Raw genomic sequence first — 17,227 nt, 5'->3', positions numbered from 1 at the left:
CGCTCGGCGCCGCGCCGCTGGCCCGGTCGATCGGCGAGCAGGCCCGGCGGGCGGGGCCGCCGGGTTCACCGGGTTCGCGCGCGGGCCCGCTCACCGCACGCGAGTCGCAGGTGCTGCGGCTGCTGGCGCGCGGCCGCTCCAACCGGGGGATCGCCGAGGAGCTGTTCATCTCCCCCAAGACGGCCAGCGTGCACGTCTCCAACATCCTGGCCAAGCTCGGCGTCGCGTCCCGGGGCGAAGCCGTCGCCGCCGCGCGCGATCGCGGCCTCGCCTGACGGCCGGCCGGCACCGACTTCGACGCCTCCCGAAGCGGTTCGGCCCGTCGTGCGGCCGACCGCGCGTCCCCCAAGATGCTTCGTCGGTTCCTCGGGGAGACGTTCGTCCGCATTCACCCGGAACGGGACGCGCCCCGGAGCCGGGCGGCTCCGGGGCGCGTCCACGCCGTACGGGTCAGGCTCCGCGCAGGGCGGCGCCGGTGCGGTCGGCGGCCGCGGCGACCGCCGCGTCCCGCGCCCCCGACGCCTCCTCGGCGGTGAGAGTGCGGTCCGGGGCGCGGAACCGCAGCGAGTAGGCCAGCGACTTGCGGCCCTCCCCGACCTGCTCGCCGGTGTAGACGTCGAACAGCCGGATCGCCTCCAGCAGGTCCCCGGCGCCGTCGCGCAGCGCCGCCTCCACGTGCGCCGCGGGGACGGCGTCGTCCACGACCAGCGCCACGTCCTGCACGGCGACCGGGTAGGTCGACACGTGCGGCGCGCGGACCGTCACCGGCTCGCCCAGGCGGCGCAGCTCCAGTTCCATGGCGCAGGTGCGGGCCGGGAGCCCGTACGCCTTTGTGACGCGCGGGTGCAGCTCACCGGCGTGGCCGACGAGCACGTCGCCCGCGTACAGGGCGGCGCAGCGGCCCGGGTGCCACGGCGCGTGCCGGTCGGCCTCGACCGTCAGCTCCACGCCGACCTCGCGGGCGACCGTGCGGGCCGCCTCGATCGCGTCGGCCCACAGCGCCGGACGTCCCGCGCCCCACCAGCCGGACGACTCGCGCTCGCCCGACAGCACGACCGCGACCCGGTGCGGCTGGTCGGGCAGCGCGGCCTCCACGGACGCGAGCGCCGCCGCGTCGGACCCCGGTCCACGGCGAGACGCGGCGCGGCCGCGGCGCGGCCGGGTCGGGCCGGAACACCACGCCCAGCTCGTACAGGGCGGTGTCGCCGAAGCCGCGGCCGGCGTTCTGCGCGAGCGTCCGCAGCAGGCCCGGCAGCAGCGTGGTGCGCAGCAGCGGCTCCTGCTCCGACATCGGGTTGGCGAGCCGCAGCGCGCGGCGCCGCGCGTCGTCGGCGGGGAGCTGCAGGGCGTCCCAGTCCTTCTCGGCGACGAACGGGAAGTTCAGCACCTCGACGTGACCGGCCCCGGCGAGCGCCCGGCCGACGCGGCGGCGCAGCCGCTGCCCGGCGGTCAGGCCCTGCCCGGCGGACGGGCGGGGCGCCCGGACCGGAATGTTCTCGTACCCCTCCAGCCGGATGACCTCTTCGGCCAGGTCGCTGGGGTCGACGAGGTCGGGGCGCCACGACGGCGGCGTCACCGTCAGCTCGTCCGCTCCCTCGACGGTGCAGCCGACCTGCTCCAGCCGCCGGACGACGGCGTCGCGCCCGTACGCGACGCCCGCGACCCGGCCCGGATACCCGGCCGCCATCGTGACGGTCGTCCGCTCGGCGGGCGCACGGCGCAGGTCACGCCCGGGACGATCGCGGCGCCGCCCAGCTCGGCGAGCAGCCGCGCCGCCCGGTGGGACGCGTGCAGCGGGAGCTCGCGGTCGACGCCGCGCTCGAACCGGTGGGACGCCTCGCTGTGCAGCCGGTGGCGGCGGCTCGTCTTCGCGATGCCGATCGCGTCGAAGTGCGCCGCCTCGATCACCATGTCGGACGAGCGGTCGTCGATCTCGGTGGCCAGTCCGCCCATCGTGCCCGCCATCGAGATGGGTCCGGACTCGTCGGTGATGAGGATGTCCTCGGGGTCGAGCGTCCGCTTGACGTGGTCGAGGGTCTCCAGCGCCTCGCCGGGGGCGGCGCGCCGCACCACGATCGGGCCGGTGAGCTTGGCCCGGTCGAAGGCGTGCAGCGGCTGCCCCAGTTCGAGCATCACGTAGTTGGTGACGTCCACGGCGAGCGACACCGGCCGCATCCCGGCGCGGTGCAGCCGGACCCGCATCCACATGGGCGTCCGCGCGTCCGGGTCGAAACCGCGGACCTCGCGCAGGACGAACCGGTCGCAGGCGGTCGGGTCGGCGATGCTCGCCGGGTACGACTCGCCGGGCTCCGCGGGCGGCTCGGTCCCGGCGGGGTCGGTGAACGGGACGTCGTAGGCGGTCGCGGCCTCGCGGGCGATGCCGCGGATCGACAGGGCGTAGCCGCGGTCGGGCGTGACGGCGATGTCGAGGACGTCGTCGCGGATCCCCAGCAGCTCGATCGCGTCGGCGCCGACCGGCGCGTCCGGGGGCAGCACCAGGATGCCGCTGTGGTCCTCGCCGATGCCGAGCTCGCTGACCGAGCAGATCATGCCCTCGGACAGCTTGCCGTAGGTCTTGCGCGACCCGATCTCGAACCCGCCGGGCAGCACGCCGCCCGGCAGGATGACGACGACGCGGTCGCCCACGGCGAAGTTCGTCGCGCCGCACACGATGTTCTGCGGCTCGCCGGTGCCGTTGGCGTCCCCGACGTTCACCTGGCAGAACCTGATCGGCTTCTTGAAGCCGGTCAGTTCCTCGATCGCCAGGACCTCGCCGACGACGAGCGGGCCGGTGATGTCGGCGCCCGCCCGCTCGACGGTCTCGACCTCCAGGCCCGCGGCGATCAGCTTCTCGGCCAGGTCGCGGCCGGTCACGCCGGTCGGCAGCGCGACGTGCTCGCGCACCCAGGAAAGCGGGGCCCGCATCAGATCTCCGTCCCGAACGGGAGGGTGAACCGGACGTCGCCCTCCACCATGTCGTACATGTCTTCCACGCCGTGCCGGAACATCAGCGTCCGCTCGACGCCCAGCCCGAACGCCCAGCCGCTATAGCGGTCCGGGTCGACGCCGCAGGCCGTCAGCACCCGCGGGTTGACCATGCCGCAGCCGCCCAGCTCGATCCAGCCCTCCGAGCCGCAGGTGCGGCACGGGTCGCCGCCGGGCTCGGCGGACGCGCCCCGGCACACGAAGCACTGCATGTCCACCTCGGCGGACGGCTCGGTGAACGGGAAGTACGACGGCCGGAACCGGGTCGACAGGCCCGCGCCGAACATCCCGGCGACGAACGCCTCGATGCCGCCGCGCAGGTCCGCCATCGTCAGCCCCTCGTCGACGGCGAGGCCCTCCAGCTGGTGGAAGACGGGGCTGTGCGTGGCGTCCAGCTCGTCGGTACGGAACGTGCGGCCCGGCGCCACGACGTAGACGGGCAGCTCGCGCGACAGCAGCGACCGGATCTGCACCGGGGACGTGTGCGTGCGCAGCACCAGCCCGGTTTCCTCCGACTCGACGAAGAAGGTGTCCTGCATCGTGCGGGCCGGGTGGTCGGGCTTGAAGTTCAGGGCGTCGAAGTTGAACCACTCCGCCTCGACCTCGGGGCCCTCGGCGACCTCGAAGCCCATGGAGACGAAGACGTCCGCCATCCGCTCCTGCATGGTGGTCAGCGGGTGCCGGGCGCCGCGCGGCGCCCGGTTCCAGGGCAGGGTGACGTCGACGGTCTCCTCGACGAGGACGCGCTGGTCGCGTTCGTCCTCGAGTTCGGCCTGGCGCTTCTTCAGCGCCTGGCGACGGCGCCGCGGGCGGCGCCGATGCGCTTGCCGGCGTCGGCGCGGGCCGCGGGCGGCAGCGCGCCGATCTCGCGGTTGGCGAGGGCCAGCGGGGATCGGCCGCCGGCGTGCGCCAGGCGTACCTGCTTGAGGGCGTCGAGGTCGGCGGCCGCGGCGATGGCGGCGAGGGCCTCGTCGCGGGCCGCCTCCAGCTCCTGCGGCTGGAGCGCGGACACCTCGACGGGGTCAAAGTTCTTATTGGGTGCAGACATGGCTGTGTGATCGACTCCGGTCGGCGTGGGACGCCCGCAGTCTAGTGCGCGGGCGGTGAGCTTCCGGTCAGCGTGCGCGTGCCGCGCGGCCCGCCGGGCCCCGGTTCCGTCGCGCGCCCGGCTCCGGGACGGTGTCAGACGGCGTAGTCGGGGGCCCCTGCGGGCACGGTAAATCGGAACTCGGCGCCGCCGCCGGGCGCGCGCCGCACGGTGATCACACCGCCGTGCGCCTCGACGAGGCCCTTCACGATGTAGAGGCCGAGACCGGTGCCGCCGCGGCGGTTGCCGCCGGGACCGCGCCAGAACTGCCGGAAGACGCGCGGGACGGCCTCGGGCGGGATGCCCTCGCCCTGGTCTCGCACCGACACGGCTGCCCCCTCCTTGTGCGCGTCCGGCTCCACCACGATTGTGACCGTTCCGGCGCCGTGCCGCACCGCGTTTTCCACGAGATTTCCCAGGATCTGGTCGACCTTGTCCGGGTCGAGCCACATCTCGGGCAGCTCGCCGCGGGTTTCGAACCGGAACCGGTCCTCGGGTTCCCCGGCCGCGACCCGGCCGGCGATGACCTTGCGGGTCTCCTCGGCCAGGTCGACGACCTGGCGGCGCATCTCCAGCCGCCCGGCCTCGATGCGGGACACGTCGAGCAGCTCGGTGATGAGGCGTGTCACCCGGTCGGCGTCGGCGTTGACCGTCTCCAGCATGACGCGCTTCTGGTCGTCGTTGAACCGGTGCCATTTGGCCAGCAGCGTCGCGGTGAACCCCTTCACGCTGGTCAGCGGCGACCGCAGCTCGTGGGCGACGGTCGAGACCAGGTCGGCGCGGTCGCGTTCGCGGCGCGCGCGCTGCTGGGCGTCGCGCAGGCACACGGTGAATCGTTCCACGCGGCCTTCGGCGTCCCGCCGGTACGCGGCGGTCACCAGCAGTTCTGTGCCGCCGGGGCGGAACAGGGTCTGCTCGGGGTGCCGGACGCGGGTGGACAGCCCCTCGTAGGGGGCGAGGCACTTCCACCAGTCGCGGCCCTCGGCGTCGTGCAGCGGGAGGACGTCACGGAAGTCGCGGCCGACCGCCTCCGCAGCCGGGATGCCGGTCATGCGCTCGGCGGCGGCGTTGAAGGTCACGATCCGGGCCGCGCCGTCGGCGACCAGCAGCCCGTCGGGCAGGTCGTCGGCGGGGTCGCGGACGGGGCCGGGCGCAGGCACGCGCGCGGCCACGCGCGGGGGTTCCTCTCCGCCCAAAGCGGCCTCCAGAACACCGAGGGGGACGCGGCCTGTCGGATACGACTCTATCGGCAGTCCCGCACCCCCGGGGACCCGAGAAAGACCGTGAGGCAAGGCTTTTGTGGCCTTCCCGGAGGCCACCGCCGCCACGACGCTCCCTTCGGCGGCCCCATGAGACGGCCCCCGACCGCACCCCGGCGATAGCGCCCCCGCACCACCGGCCGACCGACTCCCCCGCAGCCGACCATCGCCCGACGGCGCGGGGAGCAGCACCCACGACGGCCTCCCCCGCGCCGCTCGTCCACGGTGGTTCGGCCCCGGTATTCGATCGCCGCAGCGTTCGTCCACCGCGATCTTCGTCCGGCCGCAACCGTCCGATCGGGCGTGCGGCTCGGCCGCCCGCGGAGATCGGCCGCCACGGCGTCCGTCCGGACGGTCGCGTTCGACCGACGTGGGGTTCGGCCGGGCGCGGGTCAGACGCAGGCTTCGTCGGGGTCGTTGTGGAGCGGGAAGAGGCGGTGCAGGCCGGTGATGCGGAGCAGGCGGCGCTGGGCGGGGCGGACGCGGGCGAGGGAGATGCGGCCGCCGTCGGCGGAGATCTCGTTGTGCGCGGCTACGAGCGACCCGAGGCCCGTCGCGTCGCAGAACGCGACGCCGCCGAAGTCGACGACGAGGTGCCGCAGGCCGGTGGCGTGCAGGGCGACGAGACGGGCGCGCAGCGTGTCGGCGGTGTGCAGGTCGATCTCGCCGGTCACCGCGACGACCGCGGTATCACCGTGCACGCGGGCGACGTCGATCCCGAGGCCGGGGAGCCCCTGCGGTGCGCCGCCGTCGCGCGGCGGCGGGAGGACGGCGGTGCCGGTGCACCTGATCTCCGGCCCCGGCCTGCCCGGCCGTCCGGCCGCGTTCTTGGTCATCACGTTCGCCCCCAGTTCGCACGGCTCCGTCGCCGCCCTGGTCAACACAGTAGGCATCCGGTGGAACGCTAGAACTCCCTCGCCGGTCCAACATCTCGTCCTACTTGGGGACGAGGCCCGGCGCGGGGCGGCCCCCGCCACGCGTCCACGGAAGCGACCATTGTCCCAGGCGGAGCGTCCGTTCGTGGCCGATTCGGCGACCTGATGCGGCCAACCGGCCACGGAACGCAGTCGCCGGGCCGGTCGCCCGGGTCAGCCGCCGCGTTGCGCGCGGGCGGACGCGTAGAGGCAGACGGCCGCGGCCGTCGCCAGATTGAGGCTCTCGGCGCGGCCGTAGATCGGGACGCGCACGACCTCGTCGACGTGCTGGAGGATCTCGTCGGGCAGCCCCCACGCCTCGTTGCCGAACACCCAGGCGGTGGGCCGCGCGAGCACGCCGTCGTCGATGGCGGCGTCGAGGGTGCGTTCCCCCGCGCCGTCGGCGGCCAGGACGGTCAGGCCCGCGTTCTTCAGCTCGGGGATCAGCTCGTCGAACCGGGGGCCGACCACGACCGGCAGGTGGAACAGGCTGCCCGCGGAGGCGCGCACGCACTTGCCGTTGTAGGGGTCGACGGACGCGTCGGTGAAGACGACCGAGTCGGATCCGGCCGCGTCGGCGGTGCGCAGGACCGTCCCGGCGTTGCCGGGGTCGCGGACGTGCGCGAGCACGGTCACCAGCGGCGGGCGGCCCGCCAGGGCGTCGCCGAGGGGAACGTCGACGAACTCGCAGACCGCGAGCAGCCCCTGGGGGGTGACGGTCTGGGCGAGTTCGGCCATGACCTCGCCGCTCACCCGCAGCACCGGCGCGCCGGCGCGTTCGGCGGCGAGCACGAGGTCGTGGTGCCGGGACTCGGCCTCGGCCGTGGTGTACAGCTCGGCGAGCCCGCCCGGGATTCGCAGCGCCTCCCGTACCGCCTGCGGTCCCTCGGCGAGGAACCGGCGTTCACGGCGGCGGAACGCGCGCTTGGCGAGCCGCCGAGCGGACTTCACCCGTGGTGATCGCAGGGAGGTCAGCTCGCGGCCCGCCATATCGCTGTTTTCGCCTGGTCGCCGGCGGGCCGGCTCAGGCGGCCTTCCCTTCTGCGGGGAGGGCGTCCTTGGCCACCTGCACGAGGGCGGCGAACGCGGGGGCGTCGTTGACGGCCAGCTCGGCCAGCATGCGCCGGTCGACCTCGATCTCCGCGGCCTTCAGGCCCTGGACGAACCGGTTGTAGGTGATGCCGTTGGCGCGGGCGGCGGCGTTGATGCGCTGGATCCACAGCCGGCGGAACTGGCCCTTGCGGTCCTTGCGGTCCCGGAAGGCGTACGTCATCGAGTGGAGCTGCTGCTCCTTGGCCTTGCGGTACAGGCGCGACCGCTGGCCGCGGTAGCCGCTCGACCGCTCAAGGACGACCCGACGCTTCTTGGCGGAATTGACCGCCCGCTTCACGCGTGCCACGTGCTGAACTCCTTCGTGGGGGCCGGGGCCGTCCTGGACCCGGCCGGTCGCTGATGTTGCCGGTCGAGTGCTACTTGCGCAGCAGCTTCTTGATGTTCTTGGCGTCGGCGTCGGCCACCACGGCCGGGCCGTCGAGGCGGCGGGTGCGCTTGGACGGCTTGTGCTCGAGCAGGTGGTTCTTGTTGGCGCGGCGGCGCATCACCTTGCCGGAGCCGGTCAGCTTGAACCGCTTCTTGGCACCGCTGTGGGTCTTCGTCTTCGGCATGGCGCCGTCGTCTCCCTCGTTCCGGCCTCCGCGCGGCGGCACGGAGGCGTGCCTGATCGGCGCATCGCGCGGCGGCGGGCGGCGCTCTCGCGCCCGCGTCCCGTGTGACGCGCCTGGTCAGGCGTCAATGTACGTGCGTGACGGCCTCACGTGACCGCGAGGCCGCGGTTCGGGCCCGCCGTGGCGGCAGGCCCGGGCCGGTTCTTCCCGGGGAGACCGTCCCCGGGCTCCCCGGCGGCGGCCCGGCCGGGGCCGGGCCGAAGACCGCGTTCAGTCGTCGCACCGGACTCGCCGTCAGGCGGTGCCGGCCTCTTCCTGTCCGCGGGCGGTCTTCTTCTTGTGCGGACCGATCACCATGATCATATTCCGGCCGTCCTGCTTGGGTCGCGACTCGACGAAGCCGAGCTCCTCGACGTCGTCGGCCAGCCGCTGCAGGAGCCGGCGACCGAGCTCCGGGCGGGACTGCTCACGACCACGGAACATGATCGTGACCTTCACCTTGTCCCCGGCCTTCAGGAACCGCACCACGTGACCCTTCTTGGTCTCGTAGTCGTGCGGGTCGATCTTCGGGCGGAGCTTGATCTCCTTGATGACCGTGTGCGCCTGGTTCTTCCGCGCTTCACGGGCCTTCATCGCGGACTCGTACTTGAACTTGCCGTAGTCCATGAGCTTCGCGACGGGCGGACGCGCGGTGGGCGCCACCTCGACGAGGTCGAGGTCCGACTCACGCGCGAGTTCAAGGGCCTTGGCGATGGGCACGATGCCCACCTGTTCGCCGTTCGGGCCGACGAGCCGGACCTCGGGCACGCGAATGCGGTCGTTGATACGCGGTTCGGCGCTGATGGGACCTCCTTGGGGCCGTTCTCAAGTTCTGGGACCGGTCGTACCCCGAGGCTTCCCACGAGAAAAGCCCCGCACGACTCGCATACGGGGCCACCTTCGGTCTCCCCGCGACGGACTGCCGCCCGGGGACGACGGCGCACCGGACGCGTCGCGTCCGATCGCCGGACCGTTACCCACCGGCCTTCCGGCCGGTCAGGTGGGAGATGGCCTCCGCTTGAGCGCCCGGCGCGTGCGACTTGGTCGGGTCGCGCGCACAGGGCCGGTCGGCCACCAAGACTACCACCATCGGGGGCGTCCCGGAGCACGCTCCGGCCGTCGCATCGCCGCCGCCTCCGCCGCGCCGACGGCGGACGCGCCGGACGAGCCGAGCGTCGAGTGAGGTACGCCGGTCACCGGCGTCATGTGGGTCAACCGGCGGGAGCCTCCCGGCATTCCCGCGATGCGCCGCACCCGGCACGGTCCGTCCCGAAGCCGGACGGACGGCCGGTCAGCCGCGGCGGGCCAGTTCGGCCTCCCCGGCGGCGCGCATCGCCTCCACGGGGACGTCGGCACGGCCGGTCATCAGCGTCACCTGCCGGACGGCCTGGTGCAGCAGCATCGGGAAGCCCCCGACGACCGTCCCGCCCGCCCGTTCGACGGCCGCGGCGAGGGCGGTGGGCCACGGCGCGTAGACGACGTCGAACAGGGCCGCGCCGGACGCCGCGACGGGTCCGGCGAACGCGTCGGCGGCGCGTCCGGGCAGCGTCGACACCACCAGCTCCGCCGGGAGGTGGTCGCGGACGCGGTCGAGCGTGACGACCTTGACCGCGAGGCCGAACCGCTCCCCACCGCGGCCGTCCCGGCGGCGCGTTCGGGCGTCCGGACGGCCACGACGGCCTCGGCCGCGCCGAGCGGGGCCATCGCGGCGAGCGCGGACGCGCAGTGGCGCCGCCCCCCAGCACGACGGCGGACACCGGCGCGGCGATCCCCGCCTCGGTGAGCGCGGCGACGATGCCGTGCACGTCGGTGTTGTCGGCGTGCCGGCGTCCGTCCCGCAGGACGAGCGTGTTGGCGCCGCCGACCCCGGCGGCGAGGTCGGTCACCGAGTCGGCGAGGTCGAGCGCGACGCGTTTGAGCGGCATGGTCAGCGACAGCCCGGCCCATTCGGGGCCGAGCCCGTCCAGGAATCCGGCCAGGTCCCGCTCGCCGCACTCGACGGCGTCGTACGTCCAGGCGGCGTCCAGTCCCATCGCCGCGTACGCGGCCCGGTGCAGCACCGGGGACAGCGAGTGCGCGATCGGGGAACCTAGCACGGCCGCGCGGCGGCCGGTGCGGCCGTTGTCGCCCACATTTCCTCCTTCACGAGAACGGGGCCGCCCGGCGGTCCCGCCGGGCGGCCCTCGGTGGTGCTGCCGGGATCAGCTCAGTTGCCGCCCTGCTTGGCCAGCCACTCCTCGAACTCCCGCTCGTTCTTCGCGTGTTCCTCGTAGGTCTCGGCGAACTTGGTGACCTTGTTGGTGGGGTCGGTGGCGACGAAGTAGAGCCACTTCCCGTCCTCGGGGTCCAGCGCCGCCTCGATCGCGTCCTCGCCCGGGTTGCTGATCGGCCCGGGCGTCAGCCCCGCGTGCTGGTAGGTGTTGTACGGGTGGTCGATCTTCGTGTCCGCCACCGTCACCGCGAGCCGCCGCTCGCCGAGCGCGTACAGCAGGGTCGTGTCGAACTGCAGCTTCATCCCGATGTTGATCCGGTTGTAGATCACCCGGGAGATCTTGGGCAGATCGGAGGGCTTGCCGCCCTCGGCCTGCACGAGGCTCGCCAGCGTGATCACCTTCGCCGGCTCCAGGTCGGCCTCCTCGGCCTTGCTCTCCAGCCCGCTGGATTCCGCGTACTGGACGAACCGCGCCACCATCTGTTTGAGGATGTCGCTCGCCGAGCCGTTGGGATCGAGGTTGTAGCGGCCGGGGAAGAGGTAGCCCTCCACCTTGCCGCCCGCGTATTCCGGCAGCCCGAGGTCACCGGTGTCCTTCGCGGCCGCCGCGAAGTCCTCGATGGGGATGCCCGTCTTGTCCGACAGCAGCTTGTACGTCTCGGTGGCGCGCCGTCCCTCGGGGATGGTGATCTGGTTGCCGCGCGGGACTTGGGATCCAGCAGCATCGCCATGGCGGCCTTCGACGACATCTTCGTGTGCATCTGGTAGAAGCCCGGCTGGACGCTGGACGAACGCGTCTCCGCGTTCCAGACCTTCACGAACGCGCGGGCGCTCTTGACGACGTCGTGCTCCTCGAGCGTCGCCGCGATCGCCATGCCGCCGGCGCCGTCCTTGACCTGGACCGTGACGCTCCCGGTTCCGGCGCGTCGTAGTCCGGCGGGTTGAGCCGGTTGTCGAGCATCGCGAACCCGAGCACGCCCGCGGTTCCGAAGATCGCCACGAGGAACGCCAGCGCGAAGAACACCGCCGCGCGGCCGTTGCGGCGGCGGCGTTTCTGCTGTTTGCGCCGGCGCCGCTGATCGCGGCGCCCCCCGGGGCCGCCCTGCCGGCCGCCCTGGGGTTCTGAGAAAAGATCCAAATCGTTCATGAGCTTCCCCGGACGATCTCGCCTGGGGGTCGCCCAGTCAACCGTTCCGCGTCAAGTGCCGCCTGGAGCAGCACCGCGGCCGCCGCCTGATCGACGACCCGGCGGCGGTCCCGGCCGCGCACGCCCCCGGCGCGCAGGCCGCTTTCCGCCGTCACGGTGGTGAGGCGCTCGTCGTAAAGCCGCACCGTTCCCTCGGGCAGCCGCCCGGCGAGGCGCCGCGCGAAGGCGCGCGCCGCCTCCGCCGCCGGGCCCTCCCGGCCCGACAGCGTGGTGGGCAGCCCGACGACGACCTCGATCGCCTCGTGCTCCGCGGCGAGCTTCATGAGCCGGTCGACGTCCCCCTTCCCGCTCTTGACGGTCTCCAGCGGGGAGGCGAGAACGCCGCCGGGATCGCAGCGCGCGACGCCCACGCGGACGCTGCCGACGTCGACGGCGAGACGCACACCCTGCCTCACCGTCCGGCCCCCCAGGGCCCCTTACCCCCGGCTGCGGGGCTCACGCGGCCCCTACGGCTCGTTCGACCGCGCCGATCGCGGCGTCCACGGCGATGGGTCGGCGCCGCCGCCCTGGGCGAGGTCGTCCTTGCCGCCCCCGCCGCCGCCGAGCGCCTTGGCGGCCAGCCCGACGAGCGCGCCGGCCTTCAGGCCGCGCCCGCGGGCGCCCTCGGTGACCGCGACGACCACGACCGGGCGGTCCTTGGGGACGCCCGCGATCATCACCACGGCCGGCCGGGCGGCGAGCCGGCCCCGCACGTCGACGGCGAGCTTGCGCAGGTCGTCGGCGCCGGTGCCGTCGGGCGCGCGGTGCGCGGCGAACGCGACGCCGCCGAGGTCGCGGGCGCCCTCGGCGAGGGACCCGGCGATCTGCAGCACCTGCGCGGCGCGCAGCCGGTCGAGTTCCTTCTCGGCGTCCCGCAGCCGGGACACGATGCCGGAGATCCGCTCGGGCAGTTCCTCCTTGCGGGTTTTGAGCTGCTCGGCGAGCTGCGCGACCAGGACGTTCTCGCGGGCGAGGAAGCGGAAGGCGTCGATGCCGACGAGGGCCTCGACGCGGCGGACACCGGCGCCGATCGACGACTCGCCGAGCACCTTGACCAGGCCGAGCTGACCGGAGCGGGCGACGTGCGTGCCGCCGCACAGCTCGCGGGAGTACTCGCCGATCTCGACGACGCGTACCTCGTCGCCGTACTTCTCGCCGAACAGGGCGAGGGCGCCCATGGCGCGCGCTCGTCGATCGAGGTGTGGAAGGCGCGGACGTCGTGGTCGCCGACCAGAACCTCGTTGACCTCGTCCTCGACGTCGCGCAGCACGCTCTCCGGGACGGCGCCGGTGGCGGTGAAGTCGAACCGGAACCGGCCGGGCGAGTTCTCCGACCCGGCCTGCGCGGCGGACTCGCCGAGCGCCCGGCGGAACCCGGCGTGCACCATGTGGGTCGCGCTGTGCGAGCGGGAGATCGCGCGGCGCCGCTCGATGTCGATCTCGGCGTACGCGGAGTCGCCGACCTGCGCCTCGCCGGCGCGGACGCGGCCGCGGTGCACGATCAGTCCCGGCAGCGGCGACTGGACGTCGTCGATCTCGACGACGGCGCCGTTGCGAACCGGATCACGCCGTGGTCGGCGAGCTGGCCGCCGCCCTCGGCGTAGAAGGGGGTGCGGTCGAGGACGACCTCGACCTCCGCGCCCTCCCCGGCGGCCTGCGCGCTGGCGCCGTTGATCAGCAGCCCCACCAGGCGGGCCTCGCCGGTCACGTCGGTGTAGCCGGTGAAGTCGACCCGCCCGCCCGCGCCGGTGAGCAGCGAGTCGAGGACGGAGACGTCGAGGTTGCCGGTCTTCTTGTCGCGGGCGTCCTTCTTGGCGCGGTCCCGCTGCTCCTGCATGAGCCGCCGGAAGCCCGTCTCGTCCACCTGCAGGCCCTGCTCGGCGGCCATCTCCAGGGTGAGGTCGATGGGAAAGCCGTAGGTGTCGTGCAGCTTGAACGCCTGGTCGCCGGCCAGCGCGGACCGTCCGGAGCCCTTGGTCTCGGCGACCGCGGTGTCGAAGATCGCCGTGCCGGTGCGCAGCGTCTGGAGGAAGGACTCCTCCTCGGCGTCGATGACGGCGTGGATGTTCGCGGCGGTGCGGACCAGCTCGGGGTACTGCTCGCCCATCGCGGCGACGGCGACGGCGGTCAGCTCGTGCATCAGCCCGGCGTCCTGGCCGCCGAGCAGCCGCAGGTTGCGGATGGAGCGGCGCAGAATGCGGCGCAGCACGTAGCCGCGGCCCTCGTTGCCGGGGCGGATGCCGTCGGCGACCATCATGGTGCCGCTGCGGACGTGGTCGGCGATGACGCGCAGCGACACGTCCGCGCGGTGGTCGCGGCCGTAGCGGGCGCCGGTCAGCCCGGCGGCACGGTCCAGACGCGCCACAGCGTGTCGGTCTCGTAGATGTTGTCGACGCCCTGCAGGATCGCCGCCATGCGCTCCAGGCCCATGCCGGTGTCGATGTTCTTGGCGGGCAGGTCGCCGAGGATCGGGAAGTCGGTCTTGCTCTCCCCCGGGCCCCGCTCGAACTGCATGAACACGAGGTTCCACACTTCGAGGTAGCGGTCCTCGTCGACGACCGGGCCGCCCTCGCGGCCGTACTCGGCGCCGCGGTCGTAGTAGATCTCCGAGCAGGGCCCGCAGGGGCCGGGCACGCCCATCGACCAGAAGTTGTCCTCCATGCCGCGCTTCTGGATGCGGTCGAGGGGGACGCCGACCTTGTTGTGCCAGATGTCGCGGGCCTCGTCGTCGTTCTCGAAGACGGTCACCCACAGCTTCTCTTCGGGGAACCCGAACCCGCCGTCGTCGCGGGAGCGGGTCAGCAGCTCCCAGGCGAACGGGATCGCCTGCTCCTTGAAGTAGTCCCCGATGGAGAAGTTCCCCAGCATCTGGAAGAACGTGGCGTGCCGGGTGGTCTTGCCGACCTCCTCGATATCGGGGGTCCGCACGCACTTCTGGGCGCTGGTCATCCGCTGCGAGGGCGGCGTCCGCTGGCCGAGGAAGTACGGCTTGAAGGGGACCATGCCGGCGTTGACCAGCAACAGCGTCGGGTCCTCGGCGACCAGGCTCGCCGACGGAACCACCGTGTGCCCGCGCTCTTCGAAGAACTCGAGGAAGCGGCGTGCGACCTCTGCCGACTCCATATCAGTGGCCATCCTTGTCGTCATCGATGATCGTGTAACGCCCGCGCAGCACCCGGTGGGGCCGGGCGCCGTCCTGCTCGGGCGGGGCCTGGTCCATCCGGACGGCCTCGCGCAGCTCCTCCTCGCGGGCCTGCATCTCGCTGCGGACGTCCGCAGCGAACAGTTTCAGCCGCTCGCCCGCGCCCTGCCCGCCGGCCACGCGCGCGCCGCGACGCTCTCGGGCGTCAGCGAGCGCGCGAACCGCTCGACGCGGCGCTTGACGCGGTGCGTGGCGTAGACGCCGGCCCCGGCGCCCACCGAGAGCCAGAACAGCCGTTTCACCGGCGCCCCCTTCCGGGTTTGCGGGCCGGGCGGCCCGATTCCAGCCGCGGCCGGCCGGAGTCGGCGGGCCGGGACTCGCCCTCGCGGTTGCCGATGGCCTTGCGGACCCCGTAGGAGAACGCGGCGGCCTTCACCAGCGGGCCGCCCACCACCGACGTCATGACGGTGGTGACGGCCGAGACGTTCTGCGTGACGCCCGCGACCTGCTTGGTGATGACGTCGGTGCGGCCGAGCTGCTCGTCGGCCCGCTTGACCGTCCGCGTCATGTCGTCCAGCAGCGGGCCGGCCTGCTCGCCGATGTCGCGGACGACCTTGCCGGCCTCGTCGAGGAGCCGTGCGAGCTTCAGCAGCGTGAGCGCGACGAACGCGACGAGCACCGCCCAGAACACGGCCACGATGAGGCCGGCAACCTGTCCACCAGTGAGCATCAGGGCTTTCCGTTCGCTGTGTGTTCCGCCCGGGGCCGGGCTTCGCGCCGGCCCGCGCCGGCCGGCATGCCGACCGACCCTACCGGGCCGTACGGTCCGGCCCCCCGCGGCGCGGACCCCGCACCCGGGGCATCCCGGTCAAGATTAACGGGATCGGGCGCCGATGCCGGGAGCATCGCCCTCGGCGCCGCTTTCCCCGCCGCTTCCGCCGCCGTCACCGCCGCTCGCCGCTCCCCCGCAGCACCGAGCGGATCCGCGCGAGGACCTCGGTGAAGCGGGACTCGGCGCCGTGCCGGGTCGGGCGATAGTACTCCCGCCCGTGCACCGCGTCCGGCGCGTACTGCTGCCGGACGACGCCGCCGGGGTGGTCGTGGGCGTACTTGTAGCCTTCGCCGTGCCCGATCTTGGCGGCGCCCTTGTAGTGGGCGTCGCGCAGATGCCCGGGGACGGGACCGGCGAGCCCCTTGCGGACGTCGCCGAGCGCCCCGTCCACCGCGCTGATCACCGCGTTGGACTTGGGGGCGAGGGAGAGATGGATCACCGCCTGCGCGAGGTTGATCCGTGCCTCGGGCAGCCCGACGAACTCGACGGCCTGCGCCGCGGCCACCGCCGTCGGCAGCGCGGTCGGGTCGGCCATCCCGACGTCCTCGCTGGCGTGCACGATCAGCCGCCGGGCGATGAAGCGGGGGTCCTCCCCGGCTTCGATCATCCGGGCGAGGTAGTGCAGCGCGGCGTCCACGTCGCTGCCGCGGATGCTCTTGATGAACGCGCTGATGACGTCGTAGTGCTGGTCGCCCTCGCGGTCGTAGCGGACGGCCGCGCGGTCGACGGCGCGCTCCAGCACGTCGGGGTCGATCAGCGGGACGTCCTCGGCGGCATCGGCATCGGTGTCAGCATCGGCGTCGGGCTCCGTGTCCTGGTCCGTGCCCCGGTCCACGACGAGCGCGGCGGCCTCCAAGTAGGTGAGGGCGCGGCGCGCGTCGCCGCCCGCCAGCCGGACGAGGTGGTCCTCGGCGGCGGGGTCGAGCCGGACGGCGCCGCCGAGCCCGCGCTCCTCGGCGATCGCCCGCGCGACCACCTCGCGCAGCGCGTCGTCGCCGAGCGGCTCCAGGGTGAGCAGCAGCGACCGCGACAGCAGCGGGCTGATCACCGAGAAGAACGGGTTCTCGGTGGTGGCGCCGATGAACGACACCCACCGGTTCTCCACGGCGGGGAGCAGCGCGTCCTGCTGGGCCTTGTTGAACCGGTGCACCTCGTCGACGAACAGGACGGTCTGCCGTCCGGTCATGCCCAGCTCGCGGCGCGCCAGGTCGATCTCGGCGCGGACCCGCTTGACGCCGTCGCTGACGGCGGAGACCTCCACGAAGCGGCGGGAGGTGACGTGGCTGACGACCGTGGCGAGCGTCGTCTTGCCGGTGCCCGGCGGGCCCCACAGGACGAGCGACATCGGGGCGTCCCGGTCGACGAGCTGCCGGATCGGGGTGCCGGGGCCGAGCAGATGCCCCTGCCCGACGACCTCGTCGAGCCCGCGCGGCCGCATCCGGACGGCGAGCGGCTGCGCGCCCGTCCCCGCGGACGCACCGGACGCACCGGGCGTCCGGAACGTGCCGGACGTCCGGCCCGCGTCACCGGACGTGTCGTCGCGGGCGCCGCCCGTGATCGCCGGATCGTCGAACAGGCTTTCCGCTTGGCCCGATTCCGCCCTGCTGGTCACCCTCCGACATTATCTCTCCCGGGGGACACGCCGATCCGCCCACGGATCCGGGAACCGCGGGCCCCGCGGGCGCGTTGAACCGGCCCGGAGGAGAGAGCGAAAAGTGACCGAGTCGAAGACGGCCCCGGTGCGGCCGAACAGGTGGAGCGGGCTCGCGGGCCTGCTCGTCGCCGTGTTCGTCGTGGCCGGGCTGGTGGCCGGCTACGGGCTCGGGCACGCGCCGCCGACGCGGATCTGTACCGAGCACGCGGTCCGCGCGCCGTCGCGGCCGCCGAGGCGCCCGGCGGCCCCGCGTC

At 73.6% G+C, this 17,227-nt stretch carries 14 protein-coding genes and 5 pseudogenes; 2 read left to right on the top strand and 17 right to left on the bottom strand.

Features of this window, described 5'->3' with window-relative positions:
- The coding region (locus BJF79_RS12200) for a response regulator transcription factor (protein WP_143219863.1) at positions 1-275 on the top strand (275 nt) is incomplete at its 5' end.
- 175 nt (positions 276-450) lie between these two features.
- On the opposite strand, the pseudogene pheT reads toward BJF79_RS12200, so the two are convergent.
- The 17 genes and pseudogenes from pheT to BJF79_RS12120 all read right to left on the bottom strand — a co-directional run bounded on the left by pheT (position 451) and on the right by BJF79_RS12120 (position 16,931).
- Positions 451-2,925 (bottom strand): annotated as a pseudogene (pheT, locus tag BJF79_RS12195) (phenylalanine--tRNA ligase subunit beta).
- A pseudogene (gene pheS / locus BJF79_RS12190) lies at positions 2,925-4,033 on the bottom strand (phenylalanine--tRNA ligase subunit alpha). Before pheS ends, pheT begins: the two co-directional pseudogenes overlap by 1 nt.
- Positions 4,034-4,167: 134 nt before the next feature.
- Positions 4,168-5,244, bottom strand: a complete 1,077-nt coding sequence (locus tag BJF79_RS12185) for an ATP-binding protein (protein ID WP_075897153.1) — start codon at positions 5,242-5,244, stop codon at positions 4,168-4,170.
- Between the two features lie 479 nt (positions 5,245-5,723).
- Positions 5,724-6,224, bottom strand: a complete 501-nt coding sequence (locus BJF79_RS12180) for an STAS domain-containing protein (RefSeq protein ID WP_262401903.1) — start codon at positions 6,222-6,224, stop codon at positions 5,724-5,726.
- 195 nt (positions 6,225-6,419) lie between these two features.
- A complete protein-coding gene (locus BJF79_RS12175) occupies positions 6,420-7,235 on the bottom strand; it encodes a TrmH family RNA methyltransferase (protein ID WP_075897151.1) in 816 nt (271 codons plus the stop codon).
- A gap of 34 nt (positions 7,236-7,269) precedes the next feature.
- The gene (rplT, locus tag BJF79_RS12170) at positions 7,270-7,644 is read right to left on the bottom strand and encodes a 50S ribosomal protein L20 (protein WP_075897149.1); all 375 of its coding nucleotides are present in this window, start codon (positions 7,642-7,644) and stop codon (positions 7,270-7,272) included.
- Positions 7,645-7,714: 70 nt separating this feature from the next.
- Positions 7,715-7,909 carry a 50S ribosomal protein L35 gene (gene rpmI, locus BJF79_RS12165; RefSeq protein WP_026404187.1) on the bottom strand — a complete coding sequence of 65 codons (195 nt, stop codon included), beginning with the start codon at positions 7,907-7,909 and terminating at the stop codon, positions 7,715-7,717.
- A gap of 294 nt (positions 7,910-8,203) precedes the next feature.
- The gene (gene infC, locus BJF79_RS12160) at positions 8,204-8,716 is read right to left on the bottom strand and encodes a translation initiation factor IF-3 (RefSeq protein WP_410050074.1); all 513 of its coding nucleotides are present in this window, start codon (positions 8,714-8,716) and stop codon (positions 8,204-8,206) included.
- A gap of 523 nt (positions 8,717-9,239) precedes the next feature.
- Positions 9,240-10,080, bottom strand: a pseudogene (locus BJF79_RS12155) (shikimate dehydrogenase).
- Between the two features lie 74 nt (positions 10,081-10,154).
- The gene (gene mltG / locus BJF79_RS59560; protein WP_262401904.1) at positions 10,155-10,805 is read right to left on the bottom strand and encodes an endolytic transglycosylase MltG; all 651 of its coding nucleotides are present in this window, start codon (positions 10,803-10,805) and stop codon (positions 10,155-10,157) included.
- Between the two features lie 119 nt (positions 10,806-10,924).
- Positions 10,925-11,035 (bottom strand): annotated as a pseudogene (locus tag BJF79_RS59555) (hypothetical protein); the annotation flags it as partial.
- Between the two features lie 268 nt (positions 11,036-11,303).
- Positions 11,304-11,762, bottom strand: a complete 459-nt coding sequence (gene ruvX, locus BJF79_RS12140) for a Holliday junction resolvase RuvX (RefSeq protein ID WP_075897141.1) — start codon at positions 11,760-11,762, stop codon at positions 11,304-11,306.
- A 40-nt stretch (positions 11,763-11,802) separates the two neighbouring features.
- Positions 11,803-14,468: pseudogene (alaS, locus tag BJF79_RS12135) on the bottom strand (alanine--tRNA ligase).
- A gap of 1 nt (position 14,469) precedes the next feature.
- Positions 14,470-14,667: a hypothetical protein gene (locus BJF79_RS59550; RefSeq protein ID WP_262401902.1), complete on the bottom strand. Its 198-nt coding sequence runs from the start codon at positions 14,665-14,667 to the stop codon at positions 14,470-14,472.
- The gene (locus tag BJF79_RS59545; RefSeq protein ID WP_262401901.1) at positions 14,634-14,789 is read right to left on the bottom strand and encodes a hypothetical protein; all 156 of its coding nucleotides are present in this window, start codon (positions 14,787-14,789) and stop codon (positions 14,634-14,636) included. The genes BJF79_RS59550 and BJF79_RS59545 overlap by 34 nt, the downstream gene beginning before the upstream one ends.
- Complete coding sequence (locus BJF79_RS12125) at positions 14,786-15,217, bottom strand: DUF948 domain-containing protein (RefSeq protein WP_075897139.1); 432 nt, start codon at positions 15,215-15,217, stop codon at positions 14,786-14,788. The genes BJF79_RS59545 and BJF79_RS12125 overlap by 4 nt, the downstream gene beginning before the upstream one ends.
- Positions 15,218-15,431: 214 nt before the next feature.
- Positions 15,432-16,931 carry a replication-associated recombination protein A gene (locus tag BJF79_RS12120; RefSeq protein ID WP_075897137.1) on the bottom strand — a complete coding sequence of 500 codons (1,500 nt, stop codon included), beginning with the start codon at positions 16,929-16,931 and terminating at the stop codon, positions 15,432-15,434.
- Positions 16,932-17,034: 103 nt separating this feature from the next.
- Here BJF79_RS12120 and BJF79_RS12115 point away from each other — a divergent pair.
- On the top strand, positions 17,035-17,227 hold a 193-nt coding region (locus BJF79_RS12115), incomplete at its 3' end, for a hypothetical protein (RefSeq protein ID WP_143219862.1).

The sequence above is a fragment of the Actinomadura sp. CNU-125 genome (genome assembly GCF_001942465.1).
GTDB lineage: Bacteria > Actinomycetota > Actinomycetes > Streptosporangiales > Streptosporangiaceae > Spirillospora.
Note: the sequence above shows the minus strand (reverse complement) of the source record. Positions and strands in the feature narration are given on the sequence as shown.